Origin of the sequence: Jeotgalibaca sp. A127, assembly GCF_052266745.1 — a bacterium.
In the GTDB taxonomy this organism is placed as follows: domain Bacteria; phylum Bacillota; class Bacilli; order Lactobacillales; family Aerococcaceae; genus Jeotgalibaca.
The window spans coordinates 41,289-61,723 of the sequence record NZ_JBQPRC010000008.1 but is presented as its reverse complement, the minus strand read 5'-3'; the positions used below and the strand labels follow the sequence as shown (position 1 = coordinate 61,723).

General features: G+C 41.6%; 15 protein-coding genes. All 15 read right to left on the bottom strand.

Annotation, left to right across the window (positions count from 1 at the left end; all coding sequences use genetic code 11):
* Nucleotides 1-43: 43 nt before the first annotated feature.
* The gene (locus ACTVAI_RS08890) at nt 44-1,132 is read right to left on the bottom strand and encodes an acyltransferase family protein (protein ID WP_443486457.1); all 1,089 of its coding nucleotides are present in this window, start codon (nt 1,130-1,132) and stop codon (nt 44-46) included.
* 133 nt (nt 1,133-1,265) lie between these two features.
* Nucleotides 1,266-2,138: a GtrA family protein gene (locus ACTVAI_RS08885; RefSeq protein WP_443486456.1), complete on the bottom strand. Its 873-nt coding sequence runs from the start codon at nt 2,136-2,138 to the stop codon at nt 1,266-1,268.
* Between the two features lie 73 nt (nt 2,139-2,211).
* Complete coding sequence (locus tag ACTVAI_RS08880) at nt 2,212-4,191, bottom strand: cell wall-binding repeat-containing protein (protein WP_443486455.1); 1,980 nt, start codon at nt 4,189-4,191, stop codon at nt 2,212-2,214.
* A gap of 117 nt (nt 4,192-4,308) precedes the next feature.
* Nucleotides 4,309-4,701: a GtrA family protein gene (locus tag ACTVAI_RS08875; protein WP_443486454.1), complete on the bottom strand. Its 393-nt coding sequence runs from the start codon at nt 4,699-4,701 to the stop codon at nt 4,309-4,311.
* On the bottom strand, nt 4,685-5,647 hold the full coding sequence (locus ACTVAI_RS08870; RefSeq protein ID WP_443486453.1) for a glycosyltransferase family 2 protein: 963 nt from the start codon (nt 5,645-5,647) through the stop codon (nt 4,685-4,687). The genes ACTVAI_RS08875 and ACTVAI_RS08870 overlap by 17 nt, the downstream gene beginning before the upstream one ends.
* A gap of 273 nt (nt 5,648-5,920) precedes the next feature.
* Complete coding sequence (locus ACTVAI_RS08865; RefSeq protein ID WP_443486452.1) at nt 5,921-8,971, bottom strand: GW dipeptide domain-containing protein; 3,051 nt, start codon at nt 8,969-8,971, stop codon at nt 5,921-5,923.
* A 118-nt stretch (nt 8,972-9,089) separates the two neighbouring features.
* Nucleotides 9,090-10,640 (bottom strand): hypothetical protein, encoded by a 1,551-nt coding sequence (locus ACTVAI_RS08860; protein ID WP_443486451.1) that lies wholly within the window; start codon nt 10,638-10,640, stop codon nt 9,090-9,092.
* A gap of 14 nt (nt 10,641-10,654) precedes the next feature.
* Nucleotides 10,655-11,407, bottom strand: a complete 753-nt coding sequence (locus ACTVAI_RS08855; protein WP_443486450.1) for a glycosyltransferase family 2 protein — start codon at nt 11,405-11,407, stop codon at nt 10,655-10,657.
* 22 nt (nt 11,408-11,429) lie between these two features.
* Nucleotides 11,430-12,506, bottom strand: coding sequence for a hypothetical protein (locus tag ACTVAI_RS08850; protein WP_443486449.1), 1,077 nt, complete (start codon nt 12,504-12,506; stop codon nt 11,430-11,432).
* Nucleotides 12,499-13,845 carry an O-antigen ligase family protein gene (locus tag ACTVAI_RS08845; protein ID WP_443486448.1) on the bottom strand — a complete coding sequence of 449 codons (1,347 nt, stop codon included), beginning with the start codon at nt 13,843-13,845 and terminating at the stop codon, nt 12,499-12,501. Before ACTVAI_RS08845 ends, ACTVAI_RS08850 begins: the two co-directional genes overlap by 8 nt.
* A 13-nt stretch (nt 13,846-13,858) precedes the next feature.
* A complete protein-coding gene (locus ACTVAI_RS08840; RefSeq protein ID WP_443486447.1) occupies nt 13,859-15,271 on the bottom strand; it encodes a lipopolysaccharide biosynthesis protein in 1,413 nt (470 codons plus the stop codon).
* Between the two features lie 28 nt (nt 15,272-15,299).
* The gene (locus ACTVAI_RS08835) at nt 15,300-16,457 is read right to left on the bottom strand and encodes a glycosyltransferase (RefSeq protein ID WP_443486446.1); all 1,158 of its coding nucleotides are present in this window, start codon (nt 16,455-16,457) and stop codon (nt 15,300-15,302) included.
* Nucleotides 16,457-17,581 carry a glycosyltransferase family 4 protein gene (locus ACTVAI_RS08830; protein WP_443486445.1) on the bottom strand — a complete coding sequence of 375 codons (1,125 nt, stop codon included), beginning with the start codon at nt 17,579-17,581 and terminating at the stop codon, nt 16,457-16,459. Before ACTVAI_RS08830 ends, ACTVAI_RS08835 begins: the two co-directional genes overlap by 1 nt.
* Nucleotides 17,582-17,920: 339 nt before the next feature.
* On the bottom strand, nt 17,921-19,240 hold the full coding sequence (locus ACTVAI_RS08825; RefSeq protein WP_443486444.1) for a nucleotide sugar dehydrogenase: 1,320 nt from the start codon (nt 19,238-19,240) through the stop codon (nt 17,921-17,923).
* Between the two features lie 21 nt (nt 19,241-19,261).
* Nucleotides 19,262-20,428 carry a nucleotide sugar dehydrogenase gene (locus ACTVAI_RS08820; protein ID WP_443486443.1) on the bottom strand — a complete coding sequence of 389 codons (1,167 nt, stop codon included), beginning with the start codon at nt 20,426-20,428 and terminating at the stop codon, nt 19,262-19,264.
* Between the last annotated feature and the right edge of the window lie 7 nt (nt 20,429-20,435).

Below are 20,435 nucleotides of genomic sequence, written 5' to 3'. Positions count from 1 at the left end.
TTTTTTGGAAAAAAAAAGAAGCGAGAAACTCACTTTAGAGTCCTCACTTCCCCATTACACGCTGTCCCAACCGTGGCAATGTCACCCCGGCCAATACGCCATTTTCCACATAGCGGTACCAAAGAACCGCCATTCCAATTGCAAAAACCGGCGAAACCAGTAACGCCGTCAACGGCTCCACCACTTGCCCAGCCAATGTCACAAACAACACAATCGAAGTGGTATGCGTCAAATACAAACTAAATGAAATCCGGCCCAAGAACAACAACAAGGGCGACTTAAAGACGCGCGTCCAAAATGGCGATTCAATAATGGCCACCGTTACCAAAACCAAACCGGCTGCCGTAAACAACAAAGCGGTACGGCGGTCAATCACATCACCAACAATCCATTGAAATGGCACCAAAATCAAGGCACTCGCCAACACCCATTTCCGGTCACGATAAAACGACCGAACCTGATCCAGATGTTTCGCCAAAACAGCCCCTACCAAGAAGAACAGGAAGTAAAAAGCCGCCCGACCGAGCGTTCCTGGGAAGTTCATGAGAACCCAGCTCACTGCCAAGCTTACCGCCACCACATCCCCGGTTGGGAATTTCCTTAAGGCGACACCCACAAAAGGAATGACCAATGCCACCCACCATTCCAGGATGATACTCCAAAAGGCGCCTGCCGACGTATCCAAGTCATGTTCCATCATCAACAACTGCGGACCCACTTCGGGAACTTCACTCCATTTGACATTAAAAGAACCACTCAAGGAAATCGAATCTTTCAGATGACCGAACAACACAATCAAACCAAATGTCACCAACAAAATCGCCCAATACGGCAACACCAACCGCGTGAACCGCTTCTCGACAAAGCTCCCGAAACGGACATCACGCCCCTCGATATAAGGCTTGGCAATCACGAAGCCAGCGATCAAATAAAACACCACGACCGCTTCATTTCCCGCCCATAATATTTTTAGCGGACTGGTCGTGAACCACCGCCAACCTTCATTAATAAATTCAAATTTACCGGCTGCATAGCCCGCTGGGGTCCAATTAATAATGTGAAATATCAATACTACAATTGCCGCCAGCCCGCGCATGCCATCGAATATTTCGATTCGTTTATTTTTATTCATATTATCAACCCTTCTACCCAAGCATAATAAAGGATAGAACCCTTTAAACTCAACTAAAAACCTCTTTTGTCACCAAAAAGTAATAAAAAAAGCCAAAATTCTCAAAAAAGAGCATTTTGGCAATCGAATGGACTTATTTGTTTTTTTCGAAAATAAAGACTTTCTCGATGATATAACCCGTGAAGAATAAAACCAAATCCACCAATAATTTAATCGGTGTTTCCGGGAAGCCCGTCAAACGATAAAGTACCGCTACCAAGAAAGCGGAAGTCAGCATTTCGGCCAACACCAACCCAAAATACTTCAGGGCCGGCATGCGGTGGCTATCCTGGTTTTGGAAAACGAGATATTTGTTGATTGAATAATTGACAACGGACGAGACCACCCGCGAAACAACCGTCGCTAATAAAATCCGCAAGTCGCTATCTAGATGGCCAAATAAAAAAATCATCAACTGGAACAAACCAATATCAACCAAAAATGATGAGAATGAAGACATCAGATATTTGAAAAACGTCTGGAAAAGAACAATTAAATCGCGCCAAGTCGAGCGGCTCCGCGAAGCTCCCAAACGTGACTCCAAATGAATTTCTTCTATTTCTGACTTATTACGCACTGCCGAAATCAACACATGAAGTGCGTAATCATGGCGTTGTAACCCTTCCAATATTTCAGTTGGAAAGGCCAGAAGTCCACTCCGCGCATCGTGAATACGCCGGCTGTGGATGAACCAAAAAGTCATACTGAAGGTGCGGCGCCCGATTGATTGATCCGGTTGATAGCCCAGATAAATCTTTGAGGGATCAGCTTGCAACGCTTCAACCATTACTTTGACATCCGAAACAGTATATTGTTTCGCAACATCTACCGTCACAACGCCCAGGTACTCCTGGCGATTTTCCAAAGACATAAAATAAGCGAAACCATCAGCTGAAACAGCAACCTCAAATTCAGCTAAGTCTTCCAGCATACTATCATCATCTACGACAACCAATACCCGCTTCATCCACCCACCTCCCTCATTTCCAGTATAACATCACAAAAGCCGGCTTCCAAAAAGGAGGCCGGCTAAGGTTAAATTACTGATTATGTTCTTTTGCGTTCGTTGTCAGAATTTGCGTTCCCACCACGACATCATAATAATGCGCATTTGGGGTAAACGAGTCACTCGCATCCCCGACCGCAATAGTCAACCAGGTACCATCATATTCAGGTCTGATCATGTTGGCATAGTGACCGGGACTATGCAGCCACATTTCATAAAATGCTTCTGCTAAATAGCGTTCACTATTCATCGTATACGGGTTGCCATTAAACGTGAACATCGCCAAGTTTTCCCCTACCGTTGTCTGGGGTTCTTCATCACGGTAATTAAACGCCGTATAATACATGTCGAAAGAGTCTGTTTCAATATTGTAGGGACGTGTATGCGTCAGGATATTTCCGTATTCATCTTTAGCTTCTTCACCCGTAACGGGATGAACCGGCCGAATGCTCCCTTCAGTCGCTAGCTCCAAAGAACGCGTTGCGTTTCCCACTGCCAAAGTCGGATCACTCATCAATGGTGCTTCCCCAACTCTCGCACGTTCAGCATTCACCAAATCCAGGAAATATTTATTCAATAAAGTCTCATCGATTATTTGGCCCTGATTGATTGCTGTTTTATCTTGGTCCGACAGTTGTTTCATGTAAAAAACATTACCATCCATAACAAAATCCATGTTATCTATATTGTGAGCCTGCGTGTAAATTTCATCCTCTGATAAACCGAGTTGTGGGATATCAATCACTTCAACCCCAGTCTTCGTACCAACTTCAATTGTTTTCGCGACCCCTGGTTCAATGATACGTTCGCCAGTCATGACGCGGGAAGTTTCGATGCCATCAACAGTTGTGACCGCAATCGTCTGTTCAATAATTCTTGGTGAACCTTCGTTATGGACAAAGGTCGTATTGGCACTCCAAGATTCGTTATAGATTATCTTAGGCTCCAAATCTGAACTAATCAATTCCGTAACCTGAGTGATTTCAGGTTGTGGTTCAAAGGCTTTACGTTCTTTCAGAACCAACTCCGCAATCGCTTGTTCATTTTCAACGGTTATCGTTCCCGGTCCACCCTGAAGATAAATGGTTTCTATCGTTGACTTGTGATTATTTAAATAGGATGCAATTTCTTCATCCAAGCGATTTTTCCTAACCAGTAAAATAGGGGCATCCAATTTCTGGGCTAAAGGAGCCGAAACCAATGCATCCGAGAAAACCTCGCCACTCGCAATCACCACATTGTTGGGATAATTGTAAGAAGCAATCGCCACTTCCGCGCTCCCGCTGTAGCGATTGGCACCCGCAATACGATTATACGGAATACCTAAACTAGTCAACTGATTTTCCACGCCAGCAGTAAGCGTGCCCGGTCCACCGATAAGTGTGACGTGCTTAACGCCTAATTGCTTCAACAAACTGACGGTATCTTCTGTCAAACGATCTTTTTTGGCCAGAATAACAGGTGCATCGATTGTATTCGCATAAGAAACGCCATACAGTGCATCCGTATAAATTTCGCCACTCGCAATCACCACATGAGCATTGTTTTGATATTGCAACTGGACTGCCTTCGTATTCACGACGTAACGATCCCTGCCATCAATCCGGGTTACTTTGACCCCCGTTTCTTGACGGATTTTAGAAACGACCGCTTCGCCAACCGAAGTCGTTCCACCCAGAATATAGATTTCATCCAAAGACATCGTCTTCAATAAAGCGATCGTTTCTTGATCAATTCTACCTTCACGCGTATATAAAACAGGATATTTTCCCTGTGAAATATTGGTTGCGCTAATCGCATCCGGAAACTTATCACGGTTGACGATAATGACTTTATTAGTATCCATGAAATGTGACTGCGCAACATTTACCGCAACGGCCTCACGATTACTGCCATCGTATCTTTCAATATTCGTTCCAACTTCTGTTGCTTCCACCTGATTTAGAGGCGAAAAGAATAATGAAGTTGTTAATAATAAAATGGAAATAATTGCTCGAATATCCTTTTTAAACATTTACCAGATCACCTTCTCTTTTATTATATTAGTTATAGTTTATCATTTATCTGTAAGCATAAGTAAAAAAAATAGGCAAAAACCGCTGTACGGGTTTTGCCTACTAAAATTTATGTGCTATTCTATCCAAATCTTCCTTGAAACAAAATTCCACCCCATGACCAACGTCGTAGCAAAAACTTTCGAGAAAATGTAGAAAATCCCTGCAATTTCGACAAACAGCCACATGAATAATTGGTTCAGTCCCAACCCGACTACAGACAACACCACGAATATCATTAATTCCTTATGCTTTTCGTCCTCTCCAAATCGGCTATTAAATACATAGCGCATACTGGCAAAATAATTAAACAGAGTGGAAACGATGAACCCAATAGCGGCGGAGGTCAGGTAATGGACGCCAAAAAACTCTGTCAAGATAGTCAGAACGGCAAAGTCTATAACCGTTGCGACTACGCCTACAATGCCAAATTTCATCAGTTGTGCGAATAATTTATTTGGTTGTTTCATGGTTTCTTAAATCCTCGTCAGTTTCTTTTAATATATAGATGGGACGGCGTTTGGCTTCCAAAAACACCTTCCCCACATACTTGCCTAATATCCCTAATGACAAGAGTTGCATACCACCCAATCCCAGGATAATCGTAATCAAGGATGTCCATCCAGAAGTTGGATTACCAAAAATCAAGGTTCTGATTGCAAAGAAAATAGCCAGAACAACCGCAGCGGCGAACGATAGGAATCCGACAATGGAGGCAATATCCAACGGTGCTTCCGAAAATGCCACTATGCCATCAATCGAGTATTTAAATAAACTCCAAAATGACCACGATGTTTCTCCGGCGACACGTTCTTTGTTTTCGAATTCCAGGTACTTGGTCTCAAAGCCGACCCAACTGAAAATGCCTTTGGAAAAACGATTGTATTCAGATATTTCCAAGATTGCATTGACCATCTGGCGCGTCATCATGCGATAATCACGCGCACCGTCTACTATTTCGGTATCGGAAATGCGATTGATTAACCGATAGAATTGACGGGCGAAGTAAGAACGGATAGGTGGTTCCCCTTTTCGGGTACTTCGGCGCGTACCGATACAATCAAATGCTTCCGTTTTGATAAGTCGGTACATTTCAGGCAACAGTTCCGGTGGATCCTGAAGATCAACATCCATGACCACCACATAGTCCCCTTTGGCATGTTTCAATCCGGCGTATAGCCCGGCCTCTTTACCGAAGTTACGGGAGAAGGATAAATAACGAACATGTGAATTCAATAAGGCTTGTTCTTTTAATACCTTTAGGGTCTGGTCTTTTGACCCATCATTTACAAAAACATATTCGTAATCGACTTCCGGCATATTAATCATAATTTTTTCAATTTCAGTTATATATAAAGGAATCATTTCTTCTTCATTGTAACAAGGTACGATTAATGAAATTAATTCTCTCTTCAAAAAGATACATCTCCAATCTGGTTACACTTTCACCATTATACTATAATTTCTTGGCGTGTCAGTATGAAGTGTATCTTTAAAAAAACGACAATCATTTTGGGATAAAATTGCTAATCGTCGTGAATGAGTGATTTTGCGCCTATGAGCTACTCGCTCATTTCCCAATCGTCGCTTTTTGGGAAAATCACGACGATTAGCTCATAGAACAAAACTTAACCGTCGCCTAGACCAAAAAAACTAACCCACTAAAAAATTAGCGGGTTAGTTTTTTTATTATGAACGCAATGCTCTGATATCAATCCAACCAGCGACAGTATTGCCAATGGATACATAAGCCCATTTCGCACGTGGTGTTGTTGTTTCTTGCAAGACAGTAACTTTTTGATTCAAATAGTTTTGTGAATACGCAGTAACAGCGTAGCCTTTCACGCCCCAAGGTAATGTTGTAATGGTATCACCTGTTCGTGTGATAGTCGCCGTGTAGTTAGTAGATACAGTGTTGGTCATTGTTTCGGCTTGCAGGCCTCTGATGTCCATCCACAGGTACTGGCTGTCTAATTTAATTTTAGCCCATGTTGCCCGTGATGTTGTCGCAACTTCTACTACTTTAACTGTTTTTCCGACATGTTGTCTTGAATTGCCAACTGTTTTGAATCCGACTGTTCCCCAAGGAGATGTATCCAGGGTATGTCCACCTTGAACAATTTTTGCTTGGTAGTCGGTTTTTTCAGAAGACAGAATCGTTTCCAGACCTTTCGTGTTCAAAGCCTTGATATCGATCCAGCCTAATGATTGGCCATTCAATTCAATGTTCGCCCAGGTTGCACGAGGCGTTGTTGTTTCTTGTCTAACCACAACTGTTTGATTCAAATAATCTGCTGATTTTCCGGTTACTTTAAATCCTTCAACACCCCAAGGCAAGGTCGAGATTGAATCGCCTGAACGGGTGATTTTCGCTTGGTAGCTCGTATTTTGCGTGTTGGACATTGCTTCAGCAGTTAATCCTGATTTATCCATCCACACAAATTGGCCATTCCATTTGAATTTCGCCCATGTACCACGTTCTGTTGTGGCAACTTCTTCGACTTTAACGGTCGTTCCTACGACACTTGTAGAGTAACCGACTGTCTTGAAGCCTTTTGTTCCCCAAGGCGCCGTATCCAGTGTATGACGACCTTGTGTCACTTCAGCCATATAAACGGTTGCCGTTGAAGATAAAATTGGTTCCAAGCCTTTTGTTTCCAAGGCATTGATATCGATCCAGCCCAAATTTTGGCCGTTTAGTTCAATGCGTGCCCATCTTGCACGCGGTGTCGTTGTTTCTTCAACAACTCTAACTACCGTATTCAATCTGTTTCTGGAATTGTCAGTAACCTGGAAGCCTTTGACACCCCATGGTAATGTTGAAATTGAATCACCACTACGTGTAATCGTTGCTTCATAGTTAACTGATTTTGTATTTGTCATTGCTTCTGGAGTCAACGCTTTAAGGTCCACCCAAAGGTCTCTGCCGCCTACTCTGATTTTAGCCCAATGCGCTCTTGGCGTCGTTGCTTCTTGCAAGACTCTTACCGTCTCACCAACATAACCAGAAGTGTTCGCTACTGTTTGGTACCCTGAAACGCCCCATGGCAATGTGTTCAAGGAATCACCGCTACGCGTAATCTGTGCTTGGTAATTGACATTTGCGGATGAGGTAATGGTTTCAGCCGCAACCCCTCTTTTATCCATCCAAAGTTTTTGACCGCCGATTGCCAGTTGTACCCAGCTACCGCGTGACGTTTCCATTTCGCCTACAACTTTGTAGGTTTTCCAAAGATAATTGCTTGAGTTATAAACCGTTTGAGAACCTTCTGTCCCCCAAGGTGATGTAGCAAGCGTATGGCCACCTTGAATGATTTGTGCTTGATAATTCGTTGTTTTGGAAGAATAAATTTCATCATATTTCTGTACTGGCTTATCATATTCGGTTAGATCCCAGTATTCAATGATGCTGTTCAATTTCGTGCCGTAGCTGGAATCGGTCGCATAACGGCCCGTCAACCATGCTGTAGAATCTTTATAGGATTTGGTATTTTCTACCCACGTACCTTTATAAAAGTCTGGTGTATAATACAAACCGTTTTTCAATAAGTCAGCATTATCAACCAAAGACTCATAGTAACTTGGATAAAGTCTGAAATGCGCGTTGATCCAGATCACTTCACCATTTACTTCTTCCCATGTACGCATAACGATGGAATTTCCTTCATAGGTTCCTTTGATTCCAAACAAGTTATTACCCAGTTCAGCTAGTCCACTTTGGCCATAGCCACTTTCCAAGGCAGCTTGCGCAACCATCACGGAGGAATAGAGGCCATACTCTGGGGCAACTTGACTTGCATAACCTGCTAAATGTTTAACAAATTCAGCCGAAGTCGCAAATTCTTTGTCTTCCTTATTGATTGTATGGTAATCGTTTTTTCCATCCACACTGATCAATTGGCCAACATAGATACTGTTGGCATTCGTGATGCCGTTCCACGTTTGCAATTGTGCAGTTGTAACACCGAAATGTTTCGCTAAACTGTTTAACGTATCGCCTGATTGGATGTAGTAATACGTTTTACCGTTAGTAGAAACGGGTGTTGCGGACAAGACAGCTGTTTTTTGTTCCAACGTCTCTTTAACGGGTGCAACAGCTTCTTCTTTAATTTCTTCTTTAACTACTTCCTTAACTTCTTCTTGTTCTTCAACGAGCTCTTCTTCAATCACTTCTTCAGAAGTCTCGTCCGCCACTGACTCATCAGCAACTATTTCTTCTGTTGCTACCTCTTCTTCTGGCAGAACTTCTTCTCCTTCGATCGCAACTTCTATCTCTTTAACCAACTCATCTTCTAAATTAAAAACAGTGATGAAGAGTTTTTGAAAAGTTACTTCAGTTGGGAGTTCTAAAATAAATAAACCTTGGTCATCAACGACTGTTTCGGTAATGAAAGTTCCTTGGTCATCTTGTAAAATAATTTTATATAATGGCAGTCCTTTTCCTTGAATTGTAGTATCTGTTTTAGCAAATGCTTCAACTGTCCACTCCACTTCCTGGATAATTTGCTCTTCAATCTCTGACTCAGGTACTTCTTCAGTTACCTCTACTATCACATTTGCCTCAACCGGTTCGGTTGTTTCTACTACCTCGTTTGTCTGTGTTTCTTCTATTTGTCCGTTAGTTACATCCGACTCAACAGTGGCCGCACTGGCTTTACTGTCATTCATATATGTGGCCAAGAGTGTAGCACATGAAAAAGCTACTAAAGTGTACTTGACTTTAGTATGAGAAAAATCCATTCCCAACCTCCTAAAAAAATTATAAAGATTTTATTAAACACTATTAGTTTAACATTTCCTGTGACCATTTACTTGTAAAATATTGACAAAAAAAAATAGAAACCTTTGAAAAAGGTTTCTATTCTTTGACAAATACTAAATGTTCGTTTTTGTCGTATGAAAGTGTGTAATCTGATAACAGATAATCGTAGAATATTTGTTCAACTTGCGACTTACTATTTTCCACAAATGAGCGTTTTACAACCACAAGACGGGTTTCACTGGCGAAGAATTCATCCAAGAATTCCGTGGCGATGCGTTCGCTATTATCCAGGTCAATGGATGGCAAATTAAAATATTTGATGGATGCCAAGCGGTCACTCATGAGATAGACATTCCCAGCCAAACGATGGGAGTAAATCCGTTCATCCGGTTCAGTATTCTCCTTGATAAACGTCGCTAGTTCAGTGAGATGTGCTTTTTCATTGACGTAACGCTTTATGTATTTCGCTTTGTTTTCATCATCTACTTGGGCGTAATTTCCATCACTATTCAAAACCGCCCGATTAAAACTGCTCACTGATAGCGGATAGTGATAACCCAGCAGAATAAACCCAATCAACAACAGCGAAAAGAGCACATTGGTTCTTTTTGCGAAGATCGTCTTTAATATGAAAACAATCGCCAATGTGAAGCACGGAATTAATATAATCAGGTAGTGACTATACGCACGTCCCGAGCCAATCGTTAGGTAGCCGGTCAGCACAGTCAGTACGCTATTCAACAGATGAATCGTACGCAAATCTCCTGTCAGTTTTTTCCAACGAAAGACCAATACCGCTACATAAGCCAACATAAGCTGATTTAAAAAGAAGGTACTTAATTCCTGGAACTGTTTCGCGACATCCCCTGCACTGTAGGAAGTATCGCCCAGATAGGAAATATTGAAAGTCCAGGTTTGGAAAAAAGCGGCCTGGAGGGCTTGGTTCGCTCCCAAATAAACGACTAAAGGCACAACCAGAATTCCTACTCCCAGTAAAAATAGCCCTGTAAACGAGAGCAAGTAAGTGAACTTTTTCTGGAATAGCAACTGGAAGAAAATAAATCCGGCAAACACGACCCATAACATCGCGTTGTTGGGACGCAATAAAAATACGATAGCAAAAGATAGACCCGTCAATACAATTTCATATTTATGAAAGTCTTCTCTTTTTAATAAGTACTTTATAAAAACATACAGACTATAGGCAATGAAGGGCAGTGAATATTCTTCGGTCAAATTTCCTCCTGTCAGCCAGATTGCCAACGGCAGGGAAGAAATAATCACGGGTATGAACGACATTATTTCGTCCAGCCAGATACGTGCCGTCTGATAGGTATAAATCATGAATACATAGATACTCACCAGTTCAATAAGCCAGATTCCTGCCAAGGATCCAACATTTAAGTATGTCGCCAACCAATTGATGATAAAAATAATGGGACCTTTATGATCGAATATTTCGGTATACAACGTATCGCCCCGTCGCATCGCATAGCCAAAATATTGGAACATACTCGAGTCGTTACCAGGTATCCGTATTGAAAGTGGATTGGCATTAAGGTGCATGGAAACAAATAGTGCTATCGCGAATAACATACCCGCGATAGCTACATTTTTGAAGTATTTAATTTTCTGTTTAGGCATCATTTCACCTTTCCTCTTTATATTCTCCGCTTGACGGCATTGAAAACATAGAATGCAAAGTAATAAAGTGCTTTAGGCAAAGGTAATTTTTCAATGTTACGGTAGGTGTTCCACGTCCGTTTCAAGGCTCCGATTTTATTGCTGGAAATAGAACCTTGTACTTGTCGATAAGAACCCATCACTTCATTAAAAAGGTAGGCATAGTCATGCGTCCGTAAAATTTTCAACCACGTAGCCGTGTCTTGTCCTTTACGAACCAACGGCATCCTGAAATCGCCGATGACTTTACGATCAATAATGACCGTGGAACAAGCAATGGCGGTATTTTTCAACAAACCGGAATAATTTAATTTTTCCGGCAAGGGAACCGAGGCGTTAATGACCGTTCCGTCCTCTTCTACCATTTCGAAATTGGTATAAGTAAAGGCGTAGTCATTCTTCTTCATGAAGGCTATTTGCTTGGCTAATTTTTCTGGTTTCCAAACATCATCGCTATCGATGAAAGCAACATACTGCCCCTTGGCATGTTCCAAACCGGTATTCCGGGCGACTGCTGCACCTGCGTTCTCGTCAAGTTTCACATACTTGATCCGCTCGTCAAGAGCAGTCAGCTTTTTTATCACGGCTGCACTATCATCCGGTGAACAATCGTCAACCAGAATCATTTCAAATTGCTCGTATGTTTGTGCCTGCACGGAGTTAATTGTTTTTTCAATAAAACGTTCCGCATTATAAACGGGTGTCACAATGGACACGAGATTTTCAATCATATTTTTTCCTCAGTCTTTCTCGTTACACGAATTGAATCACTTTTACGCGGGCATCATAATTTTTCAGTTGCATGCGTTGTTTCTCATACCAACGTTTTTCTGTCTTGCCACTTTCAACATAAATGATGCATTCATCAACCGGCAACAAAGGATCCAGTTCTGCTAAATCACTGACGGTTAAGATGTTCATAGCGCCCAGTTGCAACGGTTGTTTTTCAGAAACCAGGTTCACTTTCTCATGCGTGTCAGTCTCGGATAACTTTACTGCTTCCGGGAATTGGGTCACTATCACTTTTGTTTCGGCAAATGGATGCAAGACCGTTTGTTGAACAGCACGCGTATCATCTTTAGATAGCCGTTGGTAAATATCTGTTTCATCCCAACCAAATGAGAATGCGTACGTGATAACTTTACGGAACAATTGATAAATCAAGGCAAGCAAGATCCCTGCAATAACGCCCCCGAACAATCCAACCACACCAGCAAGGATGGCACGCTTAGCATTGAATGTGGGGTTTGTTTCTTCTGATAATTCAAACTCTTCATTATCGTTCATTAAGAATTGCATATTCGTTGGCTCTTTAAGAATGTAGACATCTTTGTCTGTGAGAACCGGAATTTCTCCCGAATTCAAATAATCAAAGTAAGCTTCCATTACAGCCAAGTTTTCTTCCTTCGTTCCCAAAGTCGCATTTGCGGTAAAAACGTGAGAAGAACCATCACGCATAACGCCTAACACACCACGATCGGTTTGTGTTTTTACAAACCCTTCCAAGCGTTGTTCTTCTAACGCTGGTGTGATGGAGACGCCCGTCTTGGCTTCTATTTCCGCCACAACTTCTGATTGCAAGAAAAATTCTTCCACAACGGCAGAGTTGCCGAATGAATTGCCATCTTCCGTTTGAACATAAAACTGAAAGATAGCGGGCACTCCTACTTGTTCGTCATCGTCTTTACCAGGTTCAGGGATCGATGAGCGGGAAGCGAAAAAGGCCAACCCTACTACAGCCGCAATTGTCAAAAGGGTTGTCAAGGCGATGATTAAACGATTTTCTTTAAAAAATCTCTTTAGTTCATTAGCAAGAGTTAGGCTATCCATTTTGTCCTCCTAAATACATTTCCAGGTTGAAATGTCGTTTTGTTCTTTTTTTCAAAGGTTTGTAATGTGCATTTTTTGCGTATCCACAAAAAGCAATGATAATTCCGAAAATGACCCATTGCCATTCTATAATCAAGTTTGAAGCTGATGAGATGGAGGACAGGATAAATGCTCCCATATAACCAAAGAGAACAAAAGCTGTCTGCCTTACAAAAGAGTCGGCACTACTATGGTAGACTCTTGCAAGTTGATTCATCATGAGGATAAATAAAATCACATAGCCGATAAAAATAAAAACGCCATAACCAGTCAGGATCTCCATCCACCAATTATGCATATTATATTTTGTCGAGATATTAAAGAAGGCATTGTTTTCCATCCAGTACTCAATGTTCCCTGCCCCGACGCCAAATCCGAGCGTTTGAGCCAAGAATACAAAACCATTATAGATTAAGTTAATCCGGGTATTATCGGAATCGCCCAACACATTTGAGGTATCCAATAATAAGGAAGCTACTTTATAACCAATCTGTTGGACAGCAGGAACAAACAAAAGCCCCAAGCCTGCCGCAATAACGCCAGCTGTTGCCAGCCCCAGTAATTGTTTTCTGGATAGTAAATCTTTCAACTTCAGGGCGGTCATGAACGCCAAACCTAAAAACAAAGCAAGTAAGTTGGCCCGTGAATCCGTTCTGATAATCAAATACATCGAAGAAACTAATAAGGTCAGGTATAAATATTTCCATTTAAATTTTGTTTCAAGTTTAAATAGGAGATAAGTGAAAAACATACCGGCCAATATTAACGTCGCGTAATCATTCTGATTGGCAAAAATGGAAATCGGAATCCGCGTACCGGGTTGGGTAGCAAACGTTCCGTATTTATCCAATTTGGCCAAATCTGCAAAGCGGTAATAACCCGTCAGGATTTCCGACCACCCGATAAGATTATGCAGTAAGGACGCACCGGCCACAATCCGGAAGAGCACCAACAAATCGGCTTTGCTGTGGATGAATAAATGGATCAAAAGGATTGAAAGAAATCCAATTCCGATGAAAAAGTTCCCTTTCAACCACCCTGACAAGTTGTTGGCCCAAATAACGGAAAGCAGACCATAAGCCAGCCAGATTCCAAAAAAGGCAACGTACTTCGTCGCAATATTATTGGGAAAAACTTTGATGGTACGGTCGTTTCTGAAAAAAGCCAGTATCAAGAAAAAGACGGACAATGCAATACTAATTCGGTATAACGATAACTTTGCGATTCCAACATCAACTGCAAGTATTTGGGCTCCGAGAAAAACCGAAGCGACCATGAAATAAACCAGTTTTTTCATCATCCCACTCCCTTCTTTAGTTGAAGTCCCATTCAGCAGGTTCTTGATAAATAGTGATGAATTGTTTAACGGTTGGAATCTGTGCGATTAGGGACAGTATAAACAAGCCAATGCTAACCGGCAATACAAAGGCACCGTCCACTGTATTGATCAACGCACAAATCAGCATCAACACAATCACGATATAATGCTTTTTCACCGAGAAACTGAACCCAGTACGATTGGAGAAATAGGTCCGCGCAGTGAAGAAAAAGAAATACGCGACACAGTTAGAAACGGCAGCACCGATATTTCCAAAGACAGGTGTCAGCATAAAGTTTAAGACGATACTTGGTACGATGGAGATAACACTTACCCAAATATTCAAGTAACTTTTTCGGGAAAAGACGATTCCCAAGGTTGTTGTTTCACTTAACGTATATAAAATCTGTGGCAAACAAAGCAGTGCCAGGATATAGCGTGAGTCCATATAATCACTGGACAAGATTGCGGTAATAGGCGTTTTGAAAAATGCCAAGAAGAAGAATAGGAAAGTCATCAATAATAAGATGGCATCACTGATCACCTTAAAATGTTGAATCGGTTTTTGTTCGTCATACCAACGATAAGCAGTTGGGACCCAAAAACTAGTAAAGCTCGTTTTTACAATGGCAATAACAGCCGCTATCTTCATCGTTGCCGTATAAATACCCAATTGCCCAAAGTCACTATAGGCCCGTAAGAACAAACGGTCCAGGGAATTAAGCAGACTTGCCAGTGAGGTTGCAATAATCAATGGCAGTCCAAATTTCACCATTTGGATAATTAATTTTTTCTCCAAACGGAAACCACTGATATTAAATAAATCACGGTAGCGGAATAATAAGAACGCATCCCCGACTAATTGTCCGATGATGGTTGAATAAACAACGGTCAGAAAATCACGTTTTCCTACTGCGATCATCAAGGCGGCAACTACAAATATCGCCAATTTAAGGACGATATTGAAAGTGGAATACTCGATCGCTTTTTCTTGCATCCGCACAGACAGCAACATAAATCTTTCCAGGACCGTGAAAACAATTAAAATCCCAAACATAAACACGGTAGAACGGTACTCCGTGCTCTCAAACATCAGTTGCGAAATTTGCTTTGAAAATAGTGTTAATACCAACAAAATAATGAGGGAAACCCCCAATGGGACCAATAAGGCGTTTTGGAACAAGTTCCGTTTATCATCTTCATCCTGGTATTCCCGCGTATAGGACTGATCCATCCCCAGAAAAATAAAGGATGCGACCAGTGCCTGGAGCGTGGTAAACATACTCGCACGTCCATATTCAATGGGTGAAACGAATGAGGTCAATAGTGGTGTGGTAAAGAATGAGATTGCTGCTCCACCTATTGGCCCAATCGAAAAACCAATGAATCGTTTAAAAAAATTCTTCATGAATTACTTTCTCCTCTTTTTCAACCGGTTATAGCTCATAATGGTCCATTTCGCCCAAAATGAATGCTTCATATAAGTCTGCCGAAGCAGCATTGCTGAATTTCTTTTCCGTTAATCTTTGTCTAATTTCTGCTTGGGAAGGAACTTCTTTTTTGACGGATGCTTCAATGGCTTGAATCCATCCTGCTGGATCTGTCAAAGCTTTGAAAGAAACCATCCCTAACCCCATGTCTATTTCGTCCGTAATGGTATCCGAGACGACACAAGGCGTGCCACTTGCTTGGGCTTCAACACAAACGGTCGGCAACCCTTCTGAGAAAGAAGGCAGGACGAAGACATCCATTAAAGGATACAAGGTTTGCACATCTTCCCGTCGACCCAACACTTGGACATAGTCACCGAGGTCTTCTTTTTCAACTTGTGCTTTGATAGCATCCAGCAATACACCCGTTCCAATAAAAATCCAGTAAAAAGGGAGTTGTTGCTCTTTCATTTTTTTAATGACTTCCAAAAGAAAAGCATGATTCTTATTGCGGTCCACTCGCCCCACATGCCCGACAATATAGCGGTCCTGGGGAATGTCCAGGGCTTCCTTCTTCGCTTTAAGTTCTGATTCGGAATAATCAACCATATATTTATCCAAATCGATGCTGTTCGGGATATGCATGACTTCCTTCTTTTGGACGGCATGTTCGCCGAAATAAAAAGCGGAAGGATTCTTGCCACAGGACACCAAATCCGTTGCAGCCATCCGGTTTAAGCGTTGTTCGAATTTATTCTTTAATTTGGCCTTAAGCGGCTTGCCGTTAAAATAATAGGGTTCAGAACTATGGGCATGGACCACAAAACGCTTGATTCCAGCCTTCTTGGTAAGTAAATAGAACGAAAAGGCGCGGTAACCCCCTACGTGTGAATGGACCACATCATAGGGACCATGATTTTTCAGGATATTCGTATAGGCTTGATTGAAGTTTTTTATGCCTTCTTTTTTGGGATTGGGGATGTGATAGATATTCCCACCCATTGCCTTAATCTCTTCGGCAAACTCAGCCGGATAATCATTGAAGGTTGCGATATCGAAGACGATTTTGGAGCTGTCGACTGCTTTTGCTTTGTTACGGATAAAGCTTGAAATACCACCGCCGAATGAGCTCATGATGTGTAAAACTTTTACAGGCTCTTTCATTATGACTGTACTCCTTCAATAACGCGCTTGTAACCGTCCAAATAGCGCTGACTGATTTCATCCCAATTAAAACGTTTGGCATTTTCAGTACTATTGCGTGAAATTTGGTCATAGTTTTCCAGTACCTTTACTACCTTATCGGCAATGTCAGAGGGACTGTTTGGATCGATATGATACCCGACTTCCCCTTCAGGGAATTGTCCGTCAAAACCTTGGCCTTCTGTATAAAGGACCGGCAGTCCCTGGGACATGGCTTCTACATAAACCAAACCAAATGTTTCCCCAAAGGAAGGCATCACAAAGATATCGCTAGCGCGATATTTTTCAATGATTTCATCCATTGGCTGGAATGATTCGTAGCTAACATAGGGTTTATTTTTTATTTTTTGGAACTCACTGTCATCAATGATCTGGCCGATAACCTTCAGTGAAACTTCGTACCCTCTTGCTTGCAGTTCCTCACAAGTCGCCGCAATGGTCGGGACATTTTTTAATTTCATGATTTTGCCTACATAAATAAGCTTGATTTCCTTACTGTCTTTATTGAAAGCTGGCTTCTCAAATTGGTTGTCCAGCCATAACTGATCAATCCCGTTCGGAATGGTCACCATTTTTTCCACCATGACAGCTTTTTTGGATTCCGGCAAGTATTGCGCGATAATCTGCTTTTTAAATACGTCGGAAATAAAAATGATTCTTTTCGCGTTTTCCATGATTTCGATGCCATATTTTCTAAGATGTGGCATTTTTTTGAAAAAGGTGTTGATATCGGTATTGCGAACGGCAACCACATATTCGGTTCCATATTTTTTGTATAATTTATAAGCCAATCCACCATTCGTGAAAAGCGAGTGGGCATGCATCAAGTCATAGTCCTGCGCATTGTAGTGGTCTTCTAAGTCTTTCAGCATTTTTGTTTGTTTGTATTCGTACCAGATGCGATCCCATTTGCGGTGATTTTTGCTGACAACTGTATAGTCGCCAAAATCACGCTCAGGCATTTCATAATTGGTCGGCACGGATACAAAAACATCGATATCTAATTGTTGTTTGATTTGTTTGTCGTATAGATTTTTATATAATTTACTATCGCTGTAATATGAATTAATGTGAAGAATCTTCATAATTTTACCTCCAGACATTCTTCCCCTTATTATCAATCTAAGCTATTATAGCAAAAATCCTGTATAAAAAAAATGCAAGCCTCCATTTCTTTATGGAATCTTGCATTTTCTATCATCTAAAATTTTTGGCTACTGGTTATATGGTGTTGGCGAAGGAAATCTCCCAACGCCATAAATGATGGAAGCTAATATTCACTATTGGTGAAAAGTTCCGACTCAAAATCGCGAGTTAGAGATTTCAGCGAAAAGTTCTAACTCATAGCGTATTTCAGCCCTGAGTTGGAACTTTTTCAAGAAACTTCTGACTCAGCACGCGAAATGGTGCGCGAGTTAGAACTTTTATAAGCTCCAGTAAGAAATTCCTTGAGCCTCTACTTCTGCTTGATTGAACATGGTCTTGATATCGATGAATACTTTTTCTTCATTCGGCATGTCACCGAAGTGTTGTGCGAATGCTTCAAAAGTCATTTCTTTATACTCATCGTGTGTCACAGCCAAGATCACACAATCCAAATCTTGCATTTCTTCTTGTGTAACCATTTGAATACCATATTCATTTCTGGCTTCTTCCAAATCAGCAACGGGATCGGTCACCAGTGGTTCGATACCATAACGGCGCAAGCCTTCAATGATGTCCGTCACTTTGGTATTACGGATGTCCGGTGTGTTCTCTTTGAACGTTAGGCCAAAGATACCCACACGTGAATCACGGACTTTTTTGCCAGCCAGTACCAATTTTTTGATGATGGCTTCGGTAATGAAGTCGCCCATACCGTCATTGATTTGGCGGCCTGCCAAGACGATTTGTGAATGGTAGCCTAATTTTTCGGCTTCATAGACGAAATAATACGGATCCACACCGATACAATGTCCACCTACCAAACCAGGTGTGAAACCGAGTGCGTTCCATTTGGTGTTCATGGCTTCGACGACTTCCATGGTATTAATTCCCATGCGGTCAAATGCCATCGCTAATTCGTTCATGAAAGCAATGTTGATATCACGTTGGCTATTTTCCACCACTTTGGCTGCTTCCGCAACTTTCATGCTGCTCGCTTTGTGAACACCGACGTCGATTACTAATTCGTAAACTTTAGCGATTTCTTCCAGACTTTCTTCATCAATTCCGGAGACAATCTTAATGATATTCTCCAGACGGTGGACTTTATCACCTGGATTGATGCGTTCTGGCGAATAACCGACTTTAAAATCTACGCCGCATTTCAAGCCAGACTCTTGTTCCAGAATCGGAATACAAATGTCCTCGGTAACACCCGGGTAAACAGTCGATTCATAAACAACGATTGCGCCCTTCGTCAAGTTACGACCCACAGTGCGAGTCGCTCCTTCAACTGGAGAAAGATCCGGTGTTTTATCTTGATTGATTGGTGTCGGAACAGCCACAACGATAAATTGTGCCTCTTTCAAACGCCTTTCATCTGCGGTAAAATCAACGGTTGTTTCTTTGATTTCATCATCGCCGACTTCATTGGTCGGGTCAAAACCTTGATTATACAAATCAATTTTATGCGTGTTTGTGTCGAAACCAATGACATCCACTTTTTTAGCAAAAGCAACCGCAATCGGCATCCCTACATAACCTAGACCGACTAATGCTAACTTAGCTTTTCTGTCCACTAATTTTTGGTAAAGTTTCATTACTTTTCCTCTTTCATTCTCTTAATTTTCGTTGAATAAGTCACGCGTATAGACTTTCGCTTGTACATCTTGTAGTTCCTTCGCATTACGATTGGAAACAATCACATCTGAGATTTGTTTGAATTCTTCCAAATCACGGATGACACGAGAGTTGTAGAATGTTTCATCTTCCAGTACTGGTTCATAAACCACGACTTCAATTCCCTTAGCCTTGATGCGTTTCATGATACCTTGAATCGACGAGGAACGGAAGTTATCTGATCCGGATTTCATGGTCAAACGGTAAATACCGACAACTTTTGGATTTCTTTGGATGACCATTTCCGCAATATGATCTTTGCGTGTCCGGTTTGATTCAACAACGGCTTGAATCAAGTTATTCGGCACATCGTTATAGTTCGCCAATAGTTGTTTGGTATCTTTCGGCAAGCAGTAGCCACCATAACCGAAGGATGGGTTATTGTAGTGTGAACCAATACGTGGATCCAGACCTACACCCTCGATGATTGATTTAGAGTCCAAGCCTCTTACTTCCGCATAAGTGTCCAGTTCGTTGAAATACGCCACACGTAGAGCCAAGTAAGTGTTCGCAAACAGCTTAACCGCTTCAGCTTCGGTTGAATTCATGAACAAGACTTCGATATCTTCTTTTTCGGCTCCTTGAATCAAAAGCTCCGCAAATTTTGTCGCGCGTTCTGATTCTTCACCGATAATAATACGGGAAGGATACAAATTATCATACAAAGCTTTACCTTCACGCAAGAATTCTGGGGAGAAGATAATATTATCGACACCATATTTTGCCCGGACTTCGGCTGTATAGCCCACAGGAACGGTTGATTTAATAATCATCGTTGCTTCGGGGCGATACTCTAAAACATCTTCGATAACCGATTCAACACTGGAAGTATCAAAGAAATTCAGTTTGTCATCGTAATTCGTTGGGGTGGCAATAACCACGAATTCAGCTTTCTCGTAAGCGACCGCTTTATCGGTTGTTGCCAGTAGATTAAGTTCTTTATGTGCTAGATATTCTTCGATTTCCTTATCAGCTATCGGTGCGATTTTTTTGTTAATTAAATCGACTTTTTCTTCAATGATTTCTAAAGCAACCACTTTGTTATGTTGTGCCAGTAATACGGCATTGGATAAACCGACATAGCCTGTTCCTACAATGGTAATATTCATTTGTCTG

Bases quoted from the DNA above. Each gene is read 5' to 3' on its own strand.
- ACTVAI_RS08845 (WP_443486448.1), bottom strand. From the start codon at position 13,845: ATGATGAAAAAACTGGTTTATTTCATGGTCGCTTCGGTTTTTCTCGGA.
- ACTVAI_RS08825 (WP_443486444.1), bottom strand. From the start codon at position 19,240: ATGAAACTTTACCAAAAATTAGTGGACAGAAAAGCTAAGTTAGCATTA.
- ACTVAI_RS08880 (WP_443486455.1), bottom strand. From the start codon at position 4,191: ATGTTTAAAAAGGATATTCGAGCAATTATTTCCATTTTATTATTAACA.
- ACTVAI_RS08885 (WP_443486456.1), bottom strand. From the start codon at position 2,138: ATGAAGCGGGTATTGGTTGTCGTAGATGATGATAGTATGCTGGAAGAC.
- ACTVAI_RS08890 (WP_443486457.1), bottom strand. From the start codon at position 1,132: ATGAATAAAAATAAACGAATCGAAATATTCGATGGCATGCGCGGGCTG.
- ACTVAI_RS08820 (WP_443486443.1), bottom strand. From the start codon at position 20,428: ATGAATATTACCATTGTAGGAACAGGCTATGTCGGTTTATCCAATGCC.
- ACTVAI_RS08840 (WP_443486447.1), bottom strand. From the start codon at position 15,271: ATGAAGAATTTTTTTAAACGATTCATTGGTTTTTCGATTGGGCCAATA.
- ACTVAI_RS08830 (WP_443486445.1), bottom strand. From the start codon at position 17,581: ATGAAGATTCTTCACATTAATTCATATTACAGCGATAGTAAATTATAT.
- ACTVAI_RS08865 (WP_443486452.1), bottom strand. From the start codon at position 8,971: ATGGATTTTTCTCATACTAAAGTCAAGTACACTTTAGTAGCTTTTTCA.
- ACTVAI_RS08835 (WP_443486446.1), bottom strand. From the start codon at position 16,457: ATGAAAGAGCCTGTAAAAGTTTTACACATCATGAGCTCATTCGGCGGT.
- ACTVAI_RS08875 (WP_443486454.1), bottom strand. From the start codon at position 4,701: ATGAAACAACCAAATAAATTATTCGCACAACTGATGAAATTTGGCATT.
- ACTVAI_RS08850 (WP_443486449.1), bottom strand. From the start codon at position 12,506: ATGGATAGCCTAACTCTTGCTAATGAACTAAAGAGATTTTTTAAAGAA.
- ACTVAI_RS08855 (WP_443486450.1), bottom strand. From the start codon at position 11,407: ATGATTGAAAATCTCGTGTCCATTGTGACACCCGTTTATAATGCGGAA.
- ACTVAI_RS08860 (WP_443486451.1), bottom strand. From the start codon at position 10,640: ATGATGCCTAAACAGAAAATTAAATACTTCAAAAATGTAGCTATCGCG.